General features: G+C 67.5%; 19 protein-coding genes. 6 read left to right on the top strand and 13 right to left on the bottom strand.

Annotated elements, in window-relative coordinates; translation table 11 throughout:
• Positions 1 to 211: hypothetical protein (locus tag VEA80_RS11640; RefSeq protein WP_325060912.1), on the top strand; the 211-nt coding region annotated here is incomplete at its 5' end.
• Between the two features lie 59 nt (positions 212 to 270).
• Here VEA80_RS11640 and VEA80_RS11635 read toward each other — a convergent pair.
• Positions 271 to 942: a helix-turn-helix domain-containing protein gene (locus tag VEA80_RS11635; RefSeq protein ID WP_325060911.1), complete on the bottom strand. Its 672-nt coding sequence runs from the start codon at positions 940 to 942 to the stop codon at positions 271 to 273.
• A gap of 147 nt (positions 943 to 1,089) precedes the next feature.
• Here VEA80_RS11635 and VEA80_RS11630 point away from each other — a divergent pair, with 147 nt between their 5' ends.
• The 3 genes from VEA80_RS11630 (at position 1,090) to VEA80_RS11620 (ending at position 3,621) form a co-directional block, all read left to right on the top strand.
• Positions 1,090 to 2,577 (top strand): PAS domain S-box protein, encoded by a 1,488-nt coding sequence (locus VEA80_RS11630; RefSeq protein WP_325060910.1) that lies wholly within the window; start codon positions 1,090 to 1,092, stop codon positions 2,575 to 2,577.
• Positions 2,570 to 3,187, top strand: coding sequence for a response regulator FixJ (fixJ, locus tag VEA80_RS11625; protein WP_325060909.1), 618 nt, complete (start codon positions 2,570 to 2,572; stop codon positions 3,185 to 3,187). The genes VEA80_RS11630 and fixJ overlap by 8 nt, the downstream gene beginning before the upstream one ends.
• Positions 3,188 to 3,264: 77 nt before the next feature.
• Positions 3,265 to 3,621 (top strand): response regulator transcription factor, encoded by a 357-nt coding sequence (locus VEA80_RS11620; protein ID WP_325060908.1) that lies wholly within the window; start codon positions 3,265 to 3,267, stop codon positions 3,619 to 3,621.
• Positions 3,622 to 3,639: 18 nt separating this feature from the next.
• Here VEA80_RS11620 and VEA80_RS11615 read toward each other — a convergent pair whose 3' ends face one another.
• Complete coding sequence (locus VEA80_RS11615) at positions 3,640 to 4,566, bottom strand: oxygenase MpaB family protein (RefSeq protein ID WP_325060907.1); 927 nt, start codon at positions 4,564 to 4,566, stop codon at positions 3,640 to 3,642.
• A gap of 136 nt (positions 4,567 to 4,702) precedes the next feature.
• A complete protein-coding gene (locus tag VEA80_RS11610) occupies positions 4,703 to 5,158 on the bottom strand; it encodes an Lrp/AsnC ligand binding domain-containing protein (protein ID WP_325060906.1) in 456 nt (151 codons plus the stop codon).
• 119 nt (positions 5,159 to 5,277) lie between these two features.
• On the opposite strand from VEA80_RS11610, the gene putA reads away from it, so the two are divergent.
• Positions 5,278 to 8,358, top strand: a complete 3,081-nt coding sequence (gene putA, locus VEA80_RS11605) for a bifunctional proline dehydrogenase/L-glutamate gamma-semialdehyde dehydrogenase PutA (RefSeq protein ID WP_325060905.1) — start codon at positions 5,278 to 5,280, stop codon at positions 8,356 to 8,358.
• A gap of 193 nt (positions 8,359 to 8,551) precedes the next feature.
• Here putA and VEA80_RS11600 read toward each other — a convergent pair whose 3' ends face one another.
• Positions 8,552 to 9,976: an amino acid permease gene (locus tag VEA80_RS11600; protein WP_325060904.1), complete on the bottom strand. Its 1,425-nt coding sequence runs from the start codon at positions 9,974 to 9,976 to the stop codon at positions 8,552 to 8,554.
• Positions 9,977 to 10,096: 120 nt separating this feature from the next.
• On the opposite strand from VEA80_RS11600, the gene VEA80_RS11595 reads away from it, so the two are divergent.
• Positions 10,097 to 11,893, top strand: a complete 1,797-nt coding sequence (locus tag VEA80_RS11595; RefSeq protein WP_325060903.1) for a DUF885 domain-containing protein — start codon at positions 10,097 to 10,099, stop codon at positions 11,891 to 11,893.
• A 16-nt stretch (positions 11,894 to 11,909) separates the two neighbouring features.
• Here VEA80_RS11595 and VEA80_RS11590 read toward each other — a convergent pair whose 3' ends face one another.
• The 9 genes from VEA80_RS11590 to VEA80_RS11550 all read right to left on the bottom strand — a co-directional run bounded on the left by VEA80_RS11590 (position 11,910) and on the right by VEA80_RS11550 (position 22,049).
• Positions 11,910 to 12,929 carry a DUF2891 domain-containing protein gene (locus tag VEA80_RS11590; RefSeq protein WP_325060902.1) on the bottom strand — a complete coding sequence of 340 codons (1,020 nt, stop codon included), beginning with the start codon at positions 12,927 to 12,929 and terminating at the stop codon, positions 11,910 to 11,912.
• Positions 12,926 to 13,888, bottom strand: coding sequence for a DUF979 domain-containing protein (locus VEA80_RS11585; protein WP_325060901.1), 963 nt, complete (start codon positions 13,886 to 13,888; stop codon positions 12,926 to 12,928). The genes VEA80_RS11590 and VEA80_RS11585 overlap by 4 nt, the downstream gene beginning before the upstream one ends.
• On the bottom strand, positions 13,885 to 14,622 hold the full coding sequence (locus tag VEA80_RS11580) for a DUF969 domain-containing protein (RefSeq protein WP_325060900.1): 738 nt from the start codon (positions 14,620 to 14,622) through the stop codon (positions 13,885 to 13,887). The genes VEA80_RS11585 and VEA80_RS11580 overlap by 4 nt, the downstream gene beginning before the upstream one ends.
• Positions 14,623 to 14,641: 19 nt before the next feature.
• Positions 14,642 to 18,217: a hydantoinase B/oxoprolinase family protein gene (locus tag VEA80_RS11575; protein WP_325060899.1), complete on the bottom strand. Its 3,576-nt coding sequence runs from the start codon at positions 18,215 to 18,217 to the stop codon at positions 14,642 to 14,644.
• Positions 18,218 to 18,376: 159 nt separating this feature from the next.
• Entirely contained in the window at positions 18,377 to 18,643 is a 267-nt protein-coding gene (locus VEA80_RS11570) for a hypothetical protein (protein ID WP_325060898.1), read from the bottom strand.
• The gene (locus VEA80_RS11565; protein ID WP_325060897.1) at positions 18,640 to 19,614 is read right to left on the bottom strand and encodes a hypothetical protein; all 975 of its coding nucleotides are present in this window, start codon (positions 19,612 to 19,614) and stop codon (positions 18,640 to 18,642) included. Before VEA80_RS11565 ends, VEA80_RS11570 begins: the two co-directional genes overlap by 4 nt.
• The gene (locus VEA80_RS11560; protein ID WP_325060896.1) at positions 19,611 to 20,363 is read right to left on the bottom strand and encodes a TIGR04290 family methyltransferase; all 753 of its coding nucleotides are present in this window, start codon (positions 20,361 to 20,363) and stop codon (positions 19,611 to 19,613) included. Before VEA80_RS11560 ends, VEA80_RS11565 begins: the two co-directional genes overlap by 4 nt.
• Positions 20,347 to 20,955, bottom strand: a complete 609-nt coding sequence (locus tag VEA80_RS11555; RefSeq protein ID WP_325060895.1) for a histidine phosphatase family protein — start codon at positions 20,953 to 20,955, stop codon at positions 20,347 to 20,349. The genes VEA80_RS11560 and VEA80_RS11555 overlap by 17 nt, the downstream gene beginning before the upstream one ends.
• The gene (locus VEA80_RS11550; protein ID WP_325060894.1) at positions 20,952 to 22,049 is read right to left on the bottom strand and encodes an inositol-3-phosphate synthase; all 1,098 of its coding nucleotides are present in this window, start codon (positions 22,047 to 22,049) and stop codon (positions 20,952 to 20,954) included. The genes VEA80_RS11555 and VEA80_RS11550 overlap by 4 nt, the downstream gene beginning before the upstream one ends.
• Positions 22,050 to 22,091 lie beyond the last annotated feature (42 nt).

Below are 22,091 nucleotides of genomic sequence, written 5' to 3'. Positions count from 1 at the left end.
TTCATGTTCGGCGGGCTTCACCTCTGCTTTGCTCAACCGCGCCACGGAGGTTCACGCTCGATCACCCCGTTCTCGCATCGATCTCGAACAGCGGCCGACTGCTCTCCTTGCTGAACGGTGCAAGCAGTATCGCACGGTTTTCCTGCAGGCGGATAAGTTTCGTGTGCGGGTGAGCGATTTCAGGAGGTTAGTGCGGAAAGAGCGGGGATAGAGCGCCGCTCTATCCCCGCTCCGCGTGCGCTTGCGGAGCGCATCCGCAAGCGTTGAGTGTCAGGCCGCTTCGAGCAGTTGCAGAGCGCCGCGGTCGCGCACGACGACGTGGCGTGAGCTGGGGAGGGCGATGGCGCAGTCGCGCTCCATCTGCGTGAATGCGCGCGACACCGTCTCGATGGTGAGCGCCAGGTAGTCGGCGATGTCGGCGCGCGACATCGGCAGGTCGATCTCGCGCTCGGCGGTGACCCGCTCGGAGAGTTGCAGCAGGAAGGCGGCGACGCGCTCACCAGCGCCCTTGCGGCCGAGAACAAGCGCGTGCTCCTGAGCGTTCTGCAGCTCCCGGCGCATGAGGCCGAGCAGCGCATTGGCCGCCGCCGTGTCCTGCGCGGCCGCGGTATCGATCAAGGAGCGGCGGATGAGCGCGACCTCTGCGTCGCAGACGGCTTCGGCCGAGAGGCTGTGAAGAGCGCCCGGCTCCAGGCCGAACACGTCGCCCGGCAGATGGAAGCTGAGGATCTGGCGCCGGCCGTCGCTGGAGAAGCGAATGGTGCGCACCGCGCCGGTCACCACGCGGTACACGTAGTCCGCCGCCTCGCCTTCGCCGAAGATCTCCTCGTTGCGCTTGAAGCGCATCCGCGTGCCTTGCAGCACCAGGCCCGGTCCAAGCGGGATGGCGTCCGACACGTGGCGGGCCGGGCCGCCGGAGATTTCCATTCCAAGCTCGCGCATGATCGCTCCCTGTCGAAGCGGGGATACGCGGATGCGCGGGGCGGAGAAATTCGGGTCGATTGCTTAAGGGATGGCCCCTAGTCCGAAAGTCATAATCGGGCCGAATGGTCGCCTTGGGCCTGCGGGGCGGCGCCGCTATAGAGGCTCATGCCTGCGACAAACCTCGCTTCCCGCCTGAGCGCGGCATTGGCGGCTCGCCCGCGCGCGAGCGCTTATGCGGGCGCGGCGGCCGCGTGCCTGCTGGCGGCGCTCATTGCGGTTTTGGTGCGGGCGTTCGCGCCCGGCACGCCGGTGCTGCTGTGGTTCGCCCCTGTCGTGTGCGGCGCGGCGGTGCTGGGCGGGCTGGGGCCAGCGATGGCGGCGACCGTTCTCTCGATCGTCGCTGCGCTCATCATCGCGCCCGCCGCGGGCTCCTCGGTCTATGTGTTCGCGGCGATGGGCGTGATCGTCGCTTTCGCCGGCGATTGGCTCTATCGGCGCAGGCTTCAGGGCGATCGCGCGTCGCGCGCACTGGCGGAGCGCGAAGCGCACCTCCGCTCGATCTACGATTCGGCGCCCGACGCGCTGATCGTGATCGACGAGAGCGGGATCATGCAGTCCTACTCGGCCGCGGCCGAACGCATGTTCGGGTGGTCGGCGTCCGAAGTGCTCGGGCGCAACGTGAAGATGCTGATGCCGGAGCCGTACCGCGAGCAGCATGACGGCTACCTCGATCGCTATCTCACCACCGGCGAGCGGCGCATCATCGGTATCGGCCGCATCGTCGTCGGCGAGCGCAAGGACGGTTCGACGTTCCCGATGGAGCTCGCTGTCGGCGAGCTGCGTTCGGAACGTGGGCGGGTGTTCACCGGCTTCGTGCGCGATCTGACCGAGCGGCAGGCGACGGAGACGCGGCTGCAGGAGTTGCAGGGCGAACTCGTGCATATGTCGCGGCTGAGCGCGATGGGGGAAATGGCCTCCGCCTTGGCGCACGAACTCAACCAGCCGCTGAGCGCCATCGCCAACTACTTGAGCGGCGCCAAGCGGCTGCTGGAGCGCGCCGGAATCGAGGAGCCGCGCGCGCGCGAGGCGCTCGAAAAGGCGACCGATCAGGCCCTGCGGGCCGGTGAAATCATCCGCCGTCTGCGCGACTTCCTGGCGCGCGGCGAGGGCGAACGGCGCGTCGAGCAGCTGCCGAAGCTGGTTCAGGAGGCCTGCGCGCTCGCGCTCGTCGGCGCCAAGGAGCACAGCGTGCGCGTGCAGTATGATCTGGCGCGCGAGGCGGGCGCCGTGCTGGTTGATCGCGTGCAGATTCAGCAGGTGATCCTCAATCTGGTGCGCAACGCCATCGATGCGATGGCCGAGCACCCGCGCCGCGATCTCCTGATCCGGACCGAGGTCGTGGAGGACGGCATGGCGATGGTCAGCGTCGCCGACACTGGGCCGGGCGTCGACGAAAGCGCGGCCGCGCGCCTGTTCCAGCCGTTCGTGACGACGAAGCCGAGCGGCATGGGCGTGGGGCTCTCGATTTCCCGCACCATCGTCGAGGCGCATGGCGGCCACATCTGGACGGAACCCAATCCAGGCGGCGGCGCTATCTTCCGTTTCACGCTGCGGCTGGCCCAACAGACGGCGCTGGAGACACAGGATGAGTGAGCAAGTGGTGCATATTGTCGACGACGATGCGCCGATGCGGGACTCTGTGGCGTTCCTGCTCGCGGCGGAGGACATCGAGTCCCGCAGCTATGAGAGCGCGCGCGCGCTATTGGACCGACGCGAGCAGCTGGAGCCCGGCTGTATCGTCACCGACATCCGCATGCCGGAGATGAACGGCCTCGAATTGGTGCAGGAGCTGAAGCGCCTCGCCGTGCCGCACCCGGTGATCGTGCTCACCGGCCACGCCGACGTCTCGCTGGCGGTGCAGGCGATGAAGGCGGGTGTGGTGGACTTCCTCGAAAAGCCGTTCGAGGACGAGGCGCTGCTGCGGGCGGTGCGCTCGGCGCTCACGCGCGGCGAGGGCGAGATCAGCCGGCACAAGGAGCGGGCGGAGATCGCCGAGCGCGCCGCGCAGCTGACGGCGCGGGAGCGGGAGGTGTTCGACGCCATCGTCGGGGGCGAGTCCAACAAGGCGGCCGCGCTCAAACTGGGCATCAGCCCGCGTACGGTAGAAATCTATCGCGCCAACGTGATGACCAAGATGCAGGCCGAGAGCCTATCAGAACTGGTCCGCATGGCGCTGCAGCTGGATCGGCCGGTTTCGGATTGAGCCAAGTCAACACGGCCCCGGTGGGTTGGCGCAAGGTCAGCGCCGTCTTGGATCCAACCTGCCGCCCCCCCGCCACAGTGGCGCTCGTCGACGACGACCCCGCAGTCCGTCATGCGCTGAGCTTCGCCTTCGAGACCGTCGGCATCGCCGTGGACGCGTTCTCGGATGCGGAGGCGGCGCTGCGCTGCCGCGACCGCGGCGAGTGGCGATGCCTGGTGCTCGATCAGAAGCTGCCCGGCATGAGCGGCCTCGAACTGCTGACGCAGCTTCGGGCCGAGGGCGTAACGGCGCCGACGATCCTGATCACCACCCATCCGTCGCGCGAGACCAAGGCGCGCGCGCTCGCCGCGGGCGTGGAGATCGTCGAGAAGCCGTTGTTGGATAACGAGCTCTCCAAGAAGGTTCGCGCCTTCGTCGCCGATCCGGCGCACTGACCTATCTGGCGCTGGCCGTCACTCCGCGGCGACGGCGCTGGCGTCGCGCGGGGGCGTCCAGCCGGCGAGCAGACGCCGCTGCGCGCTGCGGCTGCGATAGAGAAAATCGGCGGGGAGGCCCAAGCGGAGGCATGCTTGCGAGGGCGGCGCGCTGGGAATGGGAATGCGTTCGGCGAGCGCGCCGAGCCCGCGCAGCGCGTGCGCGGCGAACGGGGAAAGATCGTAGTCCGGCCCAAGCTCCAGCCGCGTCCGCACCGATGGCGGCAGGAGCGATACGGACGCTTGCGCCAGCGCGCGGCGCAGGCTTTTCGGCAAACCGATCGCGCCGGGGCTGCTTTGGAAGATATCGAGGAATTCGCCGACGATGGGGTGCGGCTCGAAACGCGGCGCGAGGCGCTCCAGCATCGCCATGAAGTCCGCGTCGGAATGCAACAGCGTCTGCACGCCATAAAGGCGCGCCACCGGCGCCTGTTCGGCATAGCAACGGCGCTTCTCTTCTTCGGTGAGCTTGGCGACGAAGCGATCGTAGGCGGTGAGGAAGCCCCAGCCGGCGGTCGCGCTCACCCAATCCAGCAGCTCGACGTCGAGCGCCTTGTAGGCTTCGCCGCTCGGCGTCTCGCCTTGCACGCGCGCGTGCATGTTGGTCACGCCTTGGATCACGCGGCGGGCGGCGGCTTGCGGCCCGTAGACGCCGACCATCGCCGCCATGCCGGTGCGCTGGGAGCGGCCGATCGGGTCTTGCTTGTAGGTCGAGTGGTCCCAGACGCCGGAGCGGATGCGCGCGTCGGCGAATTCCAGCAGCACGGCGGCGACGCCGCCGATGCCGAGCGCGACCGGATTCTTGAAGACGCGCCAGGAGATGGAGTCCGGGCCGCAGAAAGCGGGGGCGCCCGGCGGATCCGCGAAGTCCACCTTCCAGCCCAGATAGGAGTCGATCTTCTGCATCGGTTGGCGCATTCGGTCAGGCCACGTGTCCAACTGAAGATAACGCAGGACGGCCGGGCGCCCACAAGTTCGCGGCGCCTGTCGCCATCGTCGGATGCGCGGGTGGCGGCGTATCGCAGCGGCGCGCGGCCAAGGCTTAGACCGGAAGCGCAAGCGTGTTCTTCACTTCCTCCAGCACGGCGTAGGTCCGCGTCTCGCGCACGCCCGGCATCTTGACCAGGACTTCGCCGAGGAAGTTGCGATAGGCGGCCATGTCGCGCACGCGCGCCTTGATCAGATAGTCGAAGCCGCCGGCGACCATGTGGCATTCGAGAATGTCGGGCTGGGTGCGGACGGCGGCGGCGAATTCGTCGAATATGTCGCTTGTGGTGCGGTCGAGCAGCACCTCGATGAAGATCATCAGCGCGCGGTCGAGCTTGGCCGGATCGAGCAGCGCCATCGTGCCGAGGATGTAGCCGTTGGCGCGGAGCCGCTTGACCCGGTCGAAGCAGGCGGCGGGCGAGATGTTGCAGGCTTCGGCCAGCGCCTGGTTGGTCATGCGCCCGTCCTGCTGCAGCGCCCGGAGGATGCGTTTGTCGGTTTCGTCCAGCATGAAGAATCTTCGGGGATGAATGCGGTGCGGCGAAGATAATTCGAGCGGCGCCGCTGAGAAAGCAAGCACATTTGCTGCGCGCGCTGGTATTGGCGGGGAGATATTCGGCAGGACAATGTATGTCAGGACGGGAAGCTGGGCAGGCGACGCGTGAGCGCATGGCGGCGCTCCATCGGGCGCCGGAGCCCGAGGTCCTGGCGGGATTGCTGCCGGATGCGCGGCTGGCGCCGGACGCGCGAGAGCGGGTGCTGGAGAGGGCTCGCGGCCTGCTGGCGGACGTGCGGCGCGCGCATGCCTCGGGCTGGATCAACCGCTTCCTGCACGAATACCGGCTGAACAGCGAAGAGGGCGTGGCGCTGCTGGCGTTGGCGGAGGCGTTCTTGCGCGTGCCGGACGCGGAGACGGGCGATGCGCTGATCCGCGACAAGCTCGGCGGCGCCGATTGGTCGGCGCACACCTGGAAGTCCGACTCGCTGCTGGTGAACTCGGCGACGTTCGGACTGGTGCTGGCGCGGGCGATGGTGGGCGAAGGCGCCGAAACCTCGCCGGTGAGGAAGCTGCTGGCGCGCGCCGGCGAGCCGTTCATCCGCACCGCCGTCGGCGGGGCGATGCGCATCATGGGCGAGACTTTCGTCATGGGCCGCACCATCGAGGAAGCGCTGCAGCGGGCGGCGCGCGATGAGTATCGCGGCTTCACCGCGAGCTTCGACATGCTCGGCGAAGCGGCGCGCACGCGCGCCGACGCGGAGCGTTATTTCAACGCCTATGATGAAGCGATCGAAGCGGTGGCGGCCTCGCCGCTTAATCGCGATCACACGATTTCGGTGAAGCTGTCGGCGCTTCATCCGCGCTACGAAACGGCGCAAGCCGAGACGTGCGTGCCGGAGCTGATCGAGATGAGCCGGGCGCTGGCGCGCAAGGCGGCGCGGCTCGGCGTCGGGCTCGCGATCGACGCGGAGGAGGCCGACCGCTTGATGATGTCGCTCGACATTATCGAAGGGATCGCCCGCGATCCCGCCCTCAGCGGCTGGGACGGGCTGGGCTTTGCGGCGCAGGCGTACGGCAAACGCGCGCGGCCGCTGATCGCGTGGGCCGAAGCCCTTGGCGGTGCGACCAAGCGGCGGCTGATGGTGCGCCTGGTGAAGGGGGCCTACTGGGATAGCGAGATCAAGCGGGCGCAGGTCGAAGGCCTGAGCGACTATCCGCTGTTCACGCGCAAGGCGGCGACGGATGTCTCCTACCTCGCTTGCGCGCGCGACATGCTGGCGAGCCCGCACATCTTCCCGGCGTTCGCGGGTCACAACGCGCTCTCCGTCGCGACGATCCTGGAGTTTGCCGGCGGGCGGCGCGATTTCGAGTTTCAGCGCCTGCACGGCATGGGCGAAGGCCTGCACGAGCGCCTCGTGCGCGAGGAGGGCTACGCCTGCCGCACTTACGCGCCGGTCGGCGGCCACCGCGATTTGCTCGCTTATCTGGTTCGGCGCTTGCTCGAGAACGGCGCCAACAGTTCGTTCGTTCACCAACTCGCCGATCCCGGCGTCACGGAAGACATGCTGCTCGAGGATCCGGCCGAGCGCATCGCAGAGGTCAACGCCATGCCCCATCCCTCAATTCCGCTGCCGCGCGACATTTTTGGCGACCGCGCCAACTCGGAGGGACTCGATTTGAACGACGCGCGTGTGCTGAGCGAGATTGCCAAGGCGATCGATGCCTATGCGGCAGACTTCATCGCCGCTCCGTTGGTTGCGGGCGAGGCCGTTGCGGGCGAAGCGGCGCCGGTGCGCAGTCCGGCCGATCGAGATCGCCGCGTGGGCGGCGTCATCAATGCCCGCGCGGCGGACGTGACGCGCGCAATCGACAGCGCCGCGGCAGCTGCGATCGGGTGGGATGCGCGGCCGGTGGAGGAGCGCGCAGCCTGTTTGGAACGGCTGGCCGATCTGCTCGAAGCGCACCGCAGCGAGCTTATGGCGCTCGCCGTGCGCGAGGCCGGCAAGACCATTCCCGACGCTTTGGGCGAAGTGCGCGAGGCGGTGGATTTCTGCCGCTATTACGCCGCCTGCGCGCGCCGCGAATTCGCGCCGCAGACTCTGCCGGGGCCGACGGGCGAGCTCAACGAATTGCGGCTCGCCGGGCGCGGCGTGTTCGCGTGCATCGCGCCCTGGAATTTCCCGCTGGCGATCTTCCTGGGCCAAGTCACGGCCGCGCTCGTCGCCGGCAACACCGTGATCGCCAAGCCCGCGCCGCAGACGCCGATGATCGCCTACCGCGCGGTGCAGCTGGCGCATCAAGCCGGCATTCCCGCCGACGTGCTGCATTTTCTGCCGGGCGGGCCCGACGTCGGCAGCGCCATCACAGCCGATCCGCGCATCGCCGGGGTTGCGTTCACCGGCTCGACGCGCACCGCGCGCGCCATTGCCGCGGCGCTGCTCGAAGACGAGCGCCGGCCGATCGTGCCGCTGATCGCCGAGACCGGCGGCCTCAATGCGATGATCGTCGATTCAACCGCCTTGCCCGAGCAGGTGGTGATGGACGTCGTCACCTCCGCTTTCCGCTCCGCCGGCCAGCGCTGTTCGGCGCTGCGGCTCCTGCTGCTGCAGGAGGATGTCGCCGAGCGCATGCTCGAGATGCTGAAGGGCGCGATGGATGCGCTGGCGATCGGCGATCCGGCCGATCCGCGCACCGATGTGGGCCCGGTGATCGACGAGGCGGCGCGCGAGAAGCTCGAAGCTTATCGCCAAGCGATGAAGGCGCGCTGGCTTCACGCGCTCGATGCGCCGGCGAAGGGCCTCTTCGTGCCGCCCACTCTGATCAAGCTCGACGCGATCGAGGAGCTGCGGCAGGAATGGTTCGGGCCGATCCTGCACGTCGCCACCTGGAAGGCGGGCGCGCTGGAAGAGACGGTCGACCGCATCAATGCGAGCGGGTTCGGCCTCACCATGGGGTTGCACAGCCGCATCGCTGAAGCCGCTGATCGCGTGCGCGCGCGGGCGCGTGTCGGCAATCTCTACGTCAACCGTTCGATGATCGGCGCCGTCGTCGGCAGCCAGCCGTTCGGCGGCGAAGGCCTTTCCGGAACCGGGCCCAAGGCCGGCGGGCCGCGCTATGTCGCGCGCTTCGCGACCGAGCGCACGCTCTCGATCGATACGACCTCGGCTGGCGGCAATGCGAGCCTCTTGTCGCTGACAGAGAACGGGATCTGACTAACGCACCACGCGCGAAATCGGACGTATATCCGGCGGCGTTCAGTTTCGATTCGGAAGCACATCTCTCGTCATTCCGGGGCAATGCGCAGCATTGAACCCGGAAACCAGGGGCCAACAGCTCTGTCAGCCCCTGGGTTCCGGGTTCTCGCTGACGCGAGCCCCGGAAGGACGAATTTTGTGCGCGGCGGCTTTAGCCGCGCTCGCCTGTGCCATGCGCCTGTTTGCGGGCGACGCTGTTGTGCATGCCATAGAGCAGATATAGCGCAAGCCCGACGCCGTGGGCGATGAGGAAGTAGATCTGCGTCGTCTGCGGCAGATTGTAGAACAGATAGGCGCAGCCGAAAATCGCGATGAGCCCCACCGGCCAAGCCAGCGGCGTGCGGAATTTGCGCGGCGCGTCAGGCGCGCGCACGCGCATGATCAGCATGCAGAGCGCCACCGCCATGAAGGCGGCGAGCGTGCCCGCGTTGGCGAGCGCGGCGAGGTCGGCGAGCGGCACAACGCCCGCGAGCGCGGCGACGACGATGGTGGTGAACAGCGTGATCCGCACCGGCGTGCCGCGGCTCGAGACGCGCGCCAGCCCGCGCGGAAGCAATCCGTCGCGCGCCATCACGAAGAAAATGCGGCTTTGACCGTAGAAGAAAGCGAGGATCACCGTCGGCAACGCGATCACCGCGGAGGCGGCGAGGATGGCGGCGGCGTCGGCTTGGCCGATTTCGCGCAGGATCAGCGCCAGCGGTTCGGGGCTGTTCGCGAACTGGCCGTACGCAAGCGCGCCGATCGCGGCGCCCGCGACAGCCATGTAAATCAGCACGCAAAGCAGCATCGAGCCGACTATGCCGATGGCGAGATCGCGGCCGGGATTCTTGGTTTCCTCCGCGGCGGTTGCGATCGCGTCAAAACCGTAGAAGGCGAAGAAGATGATGGCGGCGGCGGCCATGACGCCGACTTCGGCGCCAGGCTCGCCGCTCTTGCCGAAACCGAACGGCATGAAGGGCTCGAAATTGCGCGCGTCGAAATAGGGCAGCGTCACCGCCACGAACAGCGCCAGGGCGGCGATCTTCACCACCACAAGCAAAGCGTTCACCGTGGCGCTTTCGCGCGTGCCCAACATGAGCATGCCGGCCACGACGGCGATAATGAAGATCGCCGGCAGATTGACGACGCCGCCCAGTTCCGGCCCCTGCACCAGAGCGGCGGGCAGCGCCCAGCCTATGCTCTCCATGAAGCCGGCGGCGTAGCCGGACCAGCCGACAGCGACCGCGCTCACCACCAGCGAATATTCGAGGATGAGACTCCAGCCGATCACCCAGGCGAGCAGCTCGCCGACAACCACGTAGCTATAAGTGTAGGCGCTGCCCGACGCCGGCATCATGGTCGCCATCTCGGCGTAGGCGAGCGCCGCCGCGGCGCAGATGAAACCGGCGATGGCGAAGGAGAGGATGACGGCCGGACCGGCTTTCGCGGCGCCGACCCCGGTCAGGGTGAGAATGCCGGTGCCGACGATCGCGCCGACGCCGAGAGCCATGAGATGCGGCCACGACAGCGTCGGCTTCAGCCGATGCTCGGGCGCGATCTCGTCGCCGACCGCCAACGCCTTGCGCGGATTCCACATCGCCCGTCCCCCCTTGTTGTCGTTGCGCTAGCAGGATTGGCGGAGCTTTGCCACGCTCAAGTGATAAGCTGGGGCTCTCTTGCCATCGATCATCGTCCCTGCTTCAGATCGCGCATGAGCATGCCGACACCCAGATTCGCGCCCCTGTTTGCAGTCGCCCTCGCCGTGGCCGGCTTCGCGGCGGCGTCGGGTGGGGCGCTCGCCCAGGAGCAGCAGAGCGCTGCGCAGCAGACCGCCGATGAACAGCTCCGTGCGCTCTACGAAGCCGACTGGGCCTGGTCGCTGCGTGAGTACGAGCAGCAGGACGACGGCGAAGGCGGCCTCGAGCCGACCGGCCGCTTGCCGCGCGTCGATGCGGAAAGTCAGCGCCGGCGGCTCGCCCACGCGCGCGAGACGCTGGCTGCGCTCGATCGCATTCCCGCCGACGCGCTGTCGGATGCGGAGCGGGTCAACGCGGCGGTGTTTCGCACCAATCTGGAGCACGCGCTGATCGACGGACGCTTTCGCGACTGGGAGATGCCGGTCAACAGCGACTCCGCATTCTGGCAATACCTGGCCCCGCGGCAGGGCTACCGGACGGCGGACGAGTACCGGCGCTATATCAGCCGCATGCGGGACATTCCCCGCTATTTCGACGAGAACATCGCCAACATGCGCGAAGGGCTGGCGCGGGGGTTCACCCCGCCGCGCGCGACGCTGCAGGGGCGCGACAGCGCCATCGCTGCGTTTGCGGTGGCCGACGTCGAGCAAAATCCGTTCTTTGCGCCGCTCAACGACATGCCGCCGGGAATTCCGGCCGAGCAGCGGGAGGAATTGCGGCGCGAGGCGCGCGCGGCGATTACGGATGCGGTCGTTCCAGCCTTCGACGAGCTGTTGCGCTTCTTCCGCGACGAGTACGTGCCGAACACGCGCACCAGCTTGGCTGCCTCGCGCCTGCCCGACGGACGCGCCTATTACGCTGCGCAGATCCGCAAATACACGACGCTGGAATTGAGCGCCGAGGAGATCCATCAGATCGGCCTGCGTGAAGTGGCCCGCATCGAGGCGGAGATGCTGCAGGTCATGCGCGATAGCGGCTTCGAGGGAAGCCTTGACGAATTTCTGACGTTCCTGCGGACGGATCCGCAATTCTATGCGCGCTCGCCCGAAGAGCTGCTGATGGTCTCCGCGTACGCGGTCAATCGGGTCAACGCCAAGATCGGCGACGTCATCGGCCATTTGCCGCGCCGCCGGTTCACCGTGCTCCCCGTTCCGGACGCGATCGCACCGTATTACACGGCCGGCCGAGGCGGCCTCGAGAGCTGCCTCATGAACACGTACGATCTGCCGAGCCGTCCGCTCTACAATATTCCGGCGCTGACGCTGCACGAGTGCTCACCAGGGCATAGTCTGCAAGCGGCCTTGAGCGAGGAGGGTCAGGCGCTTCCCGCCTTCCGCCGCAATACGTATTTCTCCGGCTTCGGCGAAGGCTGGGGTCTCTACAGCGAATGGCTCGGCGTCGAGATGGGCATCTATCGCACGCCTTACGAGCAATTCGGCCGGCTGAGCTACGAGATGTGGCGGGCGGCGCGCCTGGTGATCGATACCGGCATCCATCGCTACGGCTGGTCGCGCGAGCGCGCGATCGAGTATCTCGCCTCGCACACCGCGCTTTCGCGCCGCGAAGTCGAGACCGAAGTCGATCGCTACATCAGCTGGCCAGGCCAGGCGCTCGCGTACAAGTTGGGCGAACTCACGATCCGGCGGTTGAGGACCGAAGCCGAGACCGCTTTGGGCGAGCGGTTCGATCGCCGCCGTTTCCACGATGCGATCCTGGCGCTGGGGTCGACGCCGCTGCCGGTGCTGGAAGAGCGGATCGCGCGTTTCATCGAAGAAGAATCCGCGCGCACGGCGCCGCAACAACAGGCCGCAGAGTAGAACGCCGCGACGCCTCTCACATCGGCTGTGTCGCTTCGAGGGCGAGCAGTGCGAAGGTGGCGAGCCAGTGTTCGCCCATATAGTCGCCGGCGACATGCGGCAGGCTGGCGGCGAGGTGCTGCTGCGCCGTCTCTTCGGCGCGCCGCGCGAGCGGACTCTCAGGCGGATGCGCGGCCGCGATCTCGCGCCAGCACCAGGCGCGGGAGAGATTCAAGCCATCGAGGTGAGCGATCTTGCCGTCGGTGCGGTCGCTGACGCGCGCCGGGCTGAACAGCGTCGCCGGCGCGCCGTCGGCCGCGTCGGGCAGAAAGGCGGCGAACCAGTCGCGGAACTGATCGGCCGGCATGAAGCGGCGCATGCAGGCGGCTTCGATCAAGGTGGGCGACAGGAAATCGTCTTGGCTCGGCTCCCAGGCCTGCGCGCCGCGGTCGGCGCCGTACCAGCTCAACGCTTTCTCGCGCATCAGCGCGAACACGTCCGGCGCCGCGGTCTCGACGTGGTCGGCGGCGAGACGCAGCGCGAAAGCGGTGGAAGAGTGGACGCCGGTGCGGATCGGGTAGTCGCAGAGCGGCAGGAAGTCGGCGAAGCGCTGTACGAAGCGATCGGTCAGCGGGCGCAACCGCGCAGCGGCGGCGGCCATGATGTCGTCGGTGTGGAGATCGAGTTCGGCCTGCAGCGCGAGCAGCCAGCCCCAGCCGTACGGCCGCTCGAAGCCGCGCGCGCTGGGCCGGTCGAGATAGGCGCATTCGGCGGCGACTGCGGGTTCAGTGAACCGCGTTTCGAACAGCATGGAGATGCGGGGTCCGGCGGGAATGTCGGTGTGGCGGCGCCATACGCGGGCCAGCAGCCAATAGCCGTGCACGCACGAATGCCAATCGAAGCTGCCGTAGAAGATCGGATGCAGCGCCCGTGGGCCGAGCGCGTCGGCCGGGCCGGTCATCACGTGATCGAGTTTGTTCGGATACTCGCGATCGACGTGCGACAGCGCGAGCTGGGCGAAGCCTTGGGCGAAATTGGGGGTAAGCAGCGCTCTCATTGTGGGAAGGCCAGAATGCGCATGAGCAGGATGTTGGCGAGGAGGAGCGGCAGCGCCGTTGGGATTTGCGCGCGGATGACGCCATTGAGCGGCGACTTGCGGTCGGGCAGTTCGAGCAGGTTGGCCGGCACGACATTGAAGTTGGCCGCCATCGGCGTCATCAGCGTGCCGCAGAAGCCGGCCAGCATGCCGATGGCGCAGACGATCGCCGGATCGCCGCCGAAGCGCATGACGACGATCGGCAGGCCGACCGCGGCGGTCATCACCGGGAAGGCGGCGAAGGCGTTGCCCATGATGATGGTGAAGAGCGCCATGCCGACGCAGTAGGCGATGACGGCGATGGTGATGTTGTCGAGCGGCATGAACTCGCCGAACACGCGGCCCACTTGCTCGCCGACACCGGCGACGAGGAAAACGGCGCCGAGCGAGGCCAGCATTTGCGGCAGGATCGCCGCCCAACCGACGGCGTCGATCAGCCGCCGCGCTTCCTGGAATGGCGCGATCAGCGGCGGGCGCAGCCAGAGCATGGCGACGGCGACGGCGATCAGGGCGCCGAGGATCAGCGACACCAGCGTGGCTTGGGCAGGATCGATCAGCAGCGGGCCCCAGCTCGTCTCCTTTGCGATGAGGGTGCCGCCGAGTGCGACGGCGGGAATGATGAGCGCGGGAAGGAAGAGCGCGTCGCCGCGCCTCATTGCGCTTTCGCGGCGCTGTTCGGGCGTGGTGGTCTGCGGTTTGCCTTCGCCCAGGCCGAAGGTCGCGACGGCGACGAGGCCAAGGGCCAGAAGGCCGTTGCCGAGGTCGCCGAGATAGCCGCCGGCGAGGAAGCTCGCCGCCAGCATGCCCCAGAACAGGAAGTTGGCGATGCGGCGGCGGTTCGAAGCATCGAGCGCCGAGAGCAGCGACATCGCGGCGAAGAAGAGCCCGGCGACGATGTAGGCGTGCGTGAGCGTGATCATTGCGCCGCCTCCGCACCGGCCGCGGCGGGCCGCGGCGCGCGCAAGGCGCGCTTCAATCCGGCGTCGAGCATCCAGAGCCGCACGCTATGGATGGCGAGCGCGGCGATGGCGGTTGGAATCGCCCAGACCGAAAGCTGCAGCGGCTCGACGATGATGCCGTTCTGCTCGAGGAAGCCCTTGATCAGCAGGATCGAGGCGATGGCGATGAAGATGTCCTCGCCGAAAAAGAGACCGATATTGTCTGCGGCGGCGGCGTGCGAGCGGATGAGGAAGCGCTCGCGGTCCGGCAGCTCGCCGTAATGCGTTTCCGCGGCGCCCTCCGCCATCGGCGCAACCAGCGGGCGCACCATTTGCGGGTGTCCGCCGAGCGAGGTCAAGCCGAGCGCGGCGGCGATCTGGCGCACGAGCAGATAGACCCAGAGCACGCGGCCGACAGTGGCGCCTCTTACCTTGCCGATCAGCGTGCGGGCACGTTCTTGCAGGCCGGCGCGCTCCAGTAGCCCGATCGCCAGCAGCACGCACCAGACGAGGCTGACATAACGGTTGTCGTTGAACGCTTTGCCGAACGCGGCGAGCGTCGCCAGCGCGGCGGCGTACATGGTCTGAACGTCGGCGTCCGGCGTCCAGGCCGCGGTCAACCCGGTGGTCAACGCCGCGGCCATGACGACGAGCAGCGGATTGGCGCGCAGGACGAAGCCCAAGACGACGACGCCGATGCCTAGAAGTACGAGCACGTGGTCCCCCCTCGCGAAGTTAAGCTTTGCCGTAGCCGCCGCCGCCGGGCGTTTCGATGACGAACACGTCGCCGGAAGCGACTATTGCTTTGCCGGTGGCGCCGAGTGTCTCGATCGAGCCGTCGACGCGCTCGATGCGGTTCGCGCCGGGCTTGCCGTCGCGGCCGCCGTTTAGCCCGAACGGCGCGGTGCTGCGCCGGTTAGCGAGCATCGCCGCCGTCATCGGCGCCCGGAAACGAATGCGGCGCACGGCGCCGTCGCCGCCTTTGTGCTTGCCGCCGCCGCCCGAGCCGCGGCGGACGGCGAAGCGCTCGACGAGCACAGGAAAGCGGGTTTCCAGAACTTCGGGATCGGTAAGGCGCGAATTGGTCATGTGCGTTTGCACTACGCTTGCGCCGTCGAAGCCGGGGCCGGCGCCGGCGCCGCCGCAGATGGTTTCGTAATATTGCCGCGTGTCGTCACCGAAGGTGAAGTTGTTCATGGTGCCTTGGCTCGCCGCGAGCGCGCTGAGCGCGCCGTAGAGCGCATCGACGACGACTTGGCTCGTTTCCACATTGCCGGCGACGACCGCTGCGCCGGGCTTCGGGTTCAGCAGCGAGCCTTCAGGCACGACGATCTCGATCGGCTTGAGGCAGCCTTCATTGAGCGGGATGTTGTCGCCGACGAGCGTGCGGAAGACATAAAGCGTGGCGGCGCGCGTGATGGCGAGCGGCGCGTTGAAGTTATTGGGCTGCTGTGGGCTCGTACCGGTGAAGTCGACGCGAAGCGTGCGCCTTCGTGGATCGGGCGTGACGGCGACGCGCACGCTCGCGCCATTGTCCATGGCGACGGAGAACTCGCCTGGGCGCAGCCTGTCGATGACGCGCCGAATCTGCTCTTCGGCATTGTCTTGCACATGGCGCATGTAGGCGGCGACGCCGGCGCGGCCGTAGTCGGCGACCAGACGCTTCAGCTCGTGCGCGCCGCGCACGCAGGCGGCGATCTGGGCTTTGAGGTCGGCGATGTTGCGGTCGATATCGCGCGCCGGATGCGGGCCCGAGGCGAACAGGGCGCGGACGTCCGCCTCGCGCAGGCGCCCGCTTTCGACGAGCAGGAAGTTCTCGATCAGCACGCCCTCGTCATCAATGCGCACACTGTCGGGCGGCATCGAGCCGGGCGTCAGTCCGCCGATATCGGCGTGGTGCCCGCGCGCGGCGGTGAAGAAGGCGGGCCTCTCGTCGCCGTCGAGGATCACGGGCGCGATCACCGTAATGTCGGGCAGGTGCGTTCCGCCGGCGTGCGGCGCGTTCAGCATGAAGATGTCGCCGGCCCGGATCGCGTCGCCGCGGCGGCGCATGATTTCGCGGACGCTGTCGCTCATCGAACCCAGATGAACGGGGATGTGCGGCGCGTTGGCGACGAGGCCGCCGGTCTCGTCGAACACGGCGCAGGAGAAGTCGAGCCGCTCCTTGATGTTGACCGAGGACGCCGTGGTCTGGAGCGCCAGCCCCATCTCCTCGGCGACGCCCATGAAGCGATTATTGAACACTTCGAGCAGGATCGGGTCGACGTGCGTGCCGACGGCCTCGCGGGCGATGATCGAGGTGCGCGTGAGGATGATGTCGCCATGCTCGTTCATGGCGGCGCGCCAATCAGGCGCGACGTAGGTGGTGGCGCCGTTCTCCAGGATGACGGCGGGCCCGTCGATCGCGAACCCGGCGCAAAGCGAGGCGCGGTCATACACCGGAGCGGAGTGCGTCTTGACGCCGGCGACGAGGGAGACGCGGGTTATCGGCGCAGGCGCCGCGCTTGCTTGCGGCGACACCGCCTCTGCAGGCGCCCCGGCCGTGTGCTGCACCGCTTCCACCGTAAGTGAGCCGACGACGATGGGGCGTGCGGGATCAATGAAGCCGAAGCGCTTCATGTGTTCGTCTTCGAACGCGCGCTTGAGGCGCTCCGGCGACGAGAGCGGGATCGGCAGCGTCGAGTCTGCCCCTTCGTACTTCAGATTGGCCGTGGCGGTGAAATCATGCGCCTCGCCAAGCGCCTTTTCCGCCTGGGCCCGCAACTGCTCGGCGCGCGTGCTGAGATCGCCCGCGCGATCGAGCCGCTGCTCCACCGTTTCCTCGGCGACAGCACGCAAGTCGGCGTGGCCGATGCCCCAGGCGGAGAGGACGCCGGCGAGCGGGTGCAGGAGGATGGTGTCGACCCCCACGGCGTCCGCAACCGCGCACGCGTGCTGGCCGCCGGCGCCGCCGAAGGCGACGAGCACGTACTGCGCCGGATTATAGCCGCGCTGGATCGAAATCTTCTTGATCGCTTCGGCCATGCCGAGATTGGCGATGCTGAGGAAGCCTTCCGCCGCCTCGATCGGCGACATGGTGCGGCCGGTGGCGTGCTCGACTTCGGTGCAGAGCTCTGCGAACTTGCGTTCGACGATCTCACGGTCGAGCGGCTGATCGCCGTCGGGCCCGAACACGGCGGGGAAGAATTCCGCGCGCACACGGCCGAGCAGCAGATTGCAGTCGGTGATCGTCAGCGGCCCGCCTTTGCGATAGCACGCTGGCCCGGGCTGGGCGCCGGCGGAGTGCGGACCGACCCGCAGCCGTGCGCCGTCGAAGAAGCAGATGGAGCCGCCGCCGGCCGCGACCGTATGCACCTCCAGCATCGGCGCGGAGAGGCGCACGCCCGCGACGACGGTTTCGTTGGTGCGTTCGAAGGCGCCGGCGAAGTGCGAGACGTCGGTCGAGGTTCCGCCCATGTCGAAGCCAAGCGCCTTGGCGAAACCTGCGCGCTCGGCCGCTCGCGCCATGCCGACGACGCCGCCTGCCGGCCCGGAGAGCACGGCGTCGCGGCCGCGGAACGCGCGCGCGGACGCAAGGCCACCGTTCGACTGCATGAAAAGCAGTTGCGCCTTCTCGCCCGCGCCCAGTTCGGCGAACGCTCCCGAGAAACGGTCGACGTACGCCCGCAGCACGGGCGAGAGGTAGGCGTCGGCGACGGTGGTGTCGGCGCGCGGGACGAATTTGATCAGGCCGCTGATCTCGGAGCTGACCGAGACTTGCGTGAAGCCGAGTTCACGCGCGATCGCCGCGACGCGCTGTTCGTGCGCGGGATAGGCCCAGCCGTGCAGGCAGGCGATGGCTACGGCGCGCCGGCCTTGCGCAAAGGCGGCGGCGAGCGAGTCGCGGGCATGCGCTTCGTCCAGAGGCGTCAGCACCTCGCCCTCGGCCGTGACCCGCTCGCGAAGCTCGATAACTTGCGCCTGCAACAGGTCCGGCTTGACGATGTGCAGTGCGAAGATTTCCGGCCGCGCTTGCACGCCGATCTCGAGCGCATCGCCGAAGCCCTCGGTGACGGCCAGCACGACCTCGGCGCCTTTGCGTTCCAGCAGCGCGTTGGTGGCGACGGTCGTTCCGAGTTCGACCGCGCCGATATCGGCGAACGTTGCGCCATTCGCCGCCAAAATCTGCCGAATCGCTTCGAGCGCGGCGTCGTCGTAGCGCCCGGGATTTTCGGACAAGAGCTTCTTGACGATCTCGCCGCCGTCCGGCCCGCGCGCGACGACATCGGTAAAGGTGCCGCCGCGGTCGATCCAAAACTGCCAGGACCCCATGCCATCCCACCCACGCCGGCCGGTGGCGCCCTGTATGCGTCGATCAGCGGCCCGTGTCTAATCCGGGCCGCCGCGGCGGCCTGGGGAAATAGTTGGGGCCTCGGCCTGTCTCGCCGACAGCGCCAGCGCCGGGGCGCGGTCTTTCCTGGCCTGTCGCGATCAGCTGGCGCTGTCGCGGCTGATCAGTTTGTTGAAACGGCTGTTGGTGGCGTGCAGCAGCGCGAGATTGTTCTCCTCGAAGCCCTCAAACCAGTCGTCCCATTCGATTTCTTCCAGACCTTCCTCCGCGGCGTCGAAGTCGATGCGCAACAGGCCGGCGTCGTCTTCGTCGTCGCCAGTGCCGCGCACGCGCGCGGGGCGGCCATTGTTCTCTTCGACCCAGGCGCGAATCTCTTCGTGGTCGGTGGTCACAACTGAACTGCTCATGCGTGCGCTCCATGTTCTGGAGTTTGAACGCGCGGATCGGGCCCGGTTTCCACCATGGCTGCCGTGCGTGGTCGCGGCGGGCTGTCGGAGGCGTAGCGGCGCACCATCGCGGCGCAGAATTCGGCAAATTCTTCAGCCGCCTGCGGCGGGCTGGTATGGTGCGGGGCGAGGCCGCGATGTTCCGGAGTGAAGCAGAAGGTGAGCGTGACGTCGAACTCAGCCAGCGCCTCCATCTGACGATCGAACCAGGCGAGCGCGTTGGGGCGAAAGCTGTCGGCCCAGGAAAGGCCGGTGCGAAGATGGCGAACGCCGAGGCGCCGCATCCACGCCGCGGCTTCATCCAGCCGGTGGTCTTCGAAATGGAACCATTGGCACAAGCCGACATCGCCCGCGTAGTCGCCGTAGAGAGCCAGCGCCTGTTTTGGTGCGCCATCCTCGCGCAAGAGGCCCATGTGGAAGTGGCGGTAATAGGACGAGCCTTCCGCCTCCTTGTGCCTCGTCGTCGCCTCCCAGGTGCGCGGCAGATCGTAAAGGCTGTACCAATGAATGCGCGGGGTGCGTCCGATCAGAAGCTCCGCCGTACGCGCCAGACCCCACTTCTGCACTTCCTCTGCGCCGAAGGACGAGACCCCGACTTCGGTCACCCACACCGGCTTGTCGGTGACGGCGCGGATTTCGTCCAGCTTCGCCGGCCACTCGTCGATCGTCCAGAGATTCCAGTCGAGCGGAAAGCCATGCACGGCGATGACGTCGACGTGGTTGAGTACGCCTTTGCCGGTGAGACGGGCGATGAACGAAGGATCGATCGGCGATATGCCGCCGAGCACGCGCGGCAGGGCGCTGTTCTCCGCCCGGATGGCCTGTCCAGCCAGCCGCGTCATGTGCGCGAACAAGTCCCACTCCGGATCGAGCGCCGGGTCCCAGTGCGATTTGTTGTTCGGCTCGTTCCAGATCTTCACTGCCTCGATCATGCCCGCCCCCGCGTGGGATAGACTGCGCCGGAGACGCGCTCCACGCGCCGGCAGATGTAGGTCTCGTCTTCCGGATGATCGATGATCTCGAAGCCCGCGCTGCGGAGCATGGCTTGCGAGCAGGCCGCGTTCGGCGCCCACCAGTTCGTCGGATCGTGGGCGTAGCGGTGTTCGATGAAGTGAAGCTTGGGATAGCCGGTGCTGTCGAAGTGATCCTGATCGAAGAAGTCATAATCGGCGGCGATGGCGTCGACTTCGTCCGAGCCGCGCTGCATCGATTGAAAGACGAGGAGGTCGTCCGCGACGTGTTCGTGAATGAGATCGAGCGCCAAGAGCGGGTGGCGCAAGTGATACAGCACGCCCATGAACAGCACGAGATCGAACCGCTCGCCCAGCGCCGCGACGTCGTAGACGGACAGATTGCGGAACTCGATCTCGGCGCCGGTCACTTCGGCGGCCAATCGGGCCTGCTCGAGGTAGCGTTCGTCGAGATCGAGGCCGAGGACGCGCTCGGCGCCGCGCCTTTTCATCTCGATCGCGTAAAAGCCGGCGTTGCAGCCGATGTCGAGCACGCTCTTGCCGGTCAGGTCCATGGGCAGCGCGTGGCGGAAGCGTTCCCATTTGCTCTGCGGGTAATCCTGCAGAAAGTGATCGGGCGCGGTTTGAACGCCGTTGAGGTCCATGTTGTGAAACCATGCGCCAAGCTTGCTGGCGCGTTCGCGGATCTGGGCTTCAGTCAGTCGGGACATGGGGACGCTCGTTCATACTGATGAGCCGCGCCTCGGCGCCGCGCATGAGGATCGCGGTTATCGAGCCGGGATCGATGTCGAACCGGTCATAGAAGTGCAGTGGCAGGCCCAGCGTGTAGGCCACGGCCGCTCGGACGACGTCGCCGTGGCTGACGGCGGCTATGACGTTGTGGGCCGAGGCGCGCGCGCGCTCGAGCCAGCGCGCAACGCGGGCCTGCGCCTCGAGCATCGACTCCCCGTGCGGCGGCCGGGCGCGGCCGCGATCCTCGTTCCAAATCCGCCATTCCGGATCGCCGGCCAGCGTCTCGAACATGGCGCCGGACCAGTCGCCGAAGTCGATCTCATTGAGATCGTCATCGACCAACAAAGCCGCGCCGGCGGCGCCTGCGATCACTTCCGCCGTCTCCTGCGCTCTCTCCAGCGGACTCGTCATGACGGTCTCGATGCCGCGTCCGGAGAGGGCCAACGCTGCCGCCTCGGCCTGCGCGCGGCCCGCGCGAGTCAGGGAAAGGTGCGGCGTGCGCCCGCTGAGGCGCGTCGTCTGCCTCTCGACGGCGCCGTGCCGGACGAAATAGACGCGCGTCTCTTTCACAGCGCTTGCCGAACCGGTTCGCTGGCGCTGCGGATGAAGTCCGCGGTCAACAACCGCGCTTCGTCGTCCGTGAACTGTTCCGGCGGCGACTTCATGAAATAGCTCGATGGACCAATGAGCGGCCCGGCCATGCCGCGATCGAGCGCCAGTTTGGCGCAGCGAATGGCGTCGATGACCACGCCGGCGCTGTTGGGGCTGTCCCAGACCTCGAGCTTCAGCTCGATGTTCATCGGCGCGCCGCCGAAGCCCTCCGCTTCGAGCCGGATGTGCGCCCATTTGCGGTCATGCAGCCAGGGCACGTGATCGCTGGGGCCAACGTGTACATCGCCGTCCGGCAGCGGTTCCGCGAATTGGCTGGTGACCGCCTGGGTTTTGGAGAGCTTCTTCGATACCAGTCGCTCGCGCTCCAGCATGTTCTTGAAGTCGGTATTGCCGCCGAAATTGAGCTGGTAGGTCCGTCTCAGGCTGATGCCGCGCTCGCGCAGGAGATTGGCGAGGACCCGATGAACGATGGTGGCGCCGACTTGGCTCTTGATGTCGTCGCCGATGATCGGCAGGCCGCGCTCCTTGAAGCGGCGCGCCCAAGTGGGATTGGAGGCGATGAAAACGGGAATGCAGTTCACGAAGGCGCAACCGGCGGCTAAGGCCGCATTGGCGTAGAACTCCGCGGCGCGCTGGGAGCCGACGGGAAGGTAGGAAACCAGGATCTCGGTTCCAGTCTCGCGAAGGGCGGCGGCGACATCGACGGGCGGCTCGTCGGATTCGACCACTTCATCCTGCAAGTAGCGGCCGACGCCATCGAGCGTCGGTCCGCGCATGACTGTGGCGCCGAGCGGCGCAGGGCGTGAGAAGGCTAATGTGTTGTTGGGTTCCGCGAAGATCGCATCCGAGACATCGCGGCCAACCTTGCGCTCGTCTATATCGAACGCCGACACGATCTCGATGTCGCTTGGCCGATAGCCGCCAAGATCGAAGTGCATCAACCCCGTCGGCGTCGTGTTCGCGGCGGTGTCCGCATAGTGTGTGAGTCCTTGCACGAGCGAGGACGCGCAATTGCCGACACCAACCAATCCGATGCGCACATGTGATGTCATGGGGTACGCCTGCAGCTAAGTTGCTACGGTAAGCCGCAAACC

The sequence above is a fragment of the Vitreimonas sp. genome, assembly GCF_035627415.1.
In the GTDB taxonomy this organism is placed as follows: Bacteria; Pseudomonadota; Alphaproteobacteria; order Caulobacterales; family Aquidulcibacteraceae; genus Vitreimonas.
The sequence above is the reverse complement of the archived record's forward strand: the minus strand, read 5'-3'. Positions and strand labels throughout refer to the sequence as shown.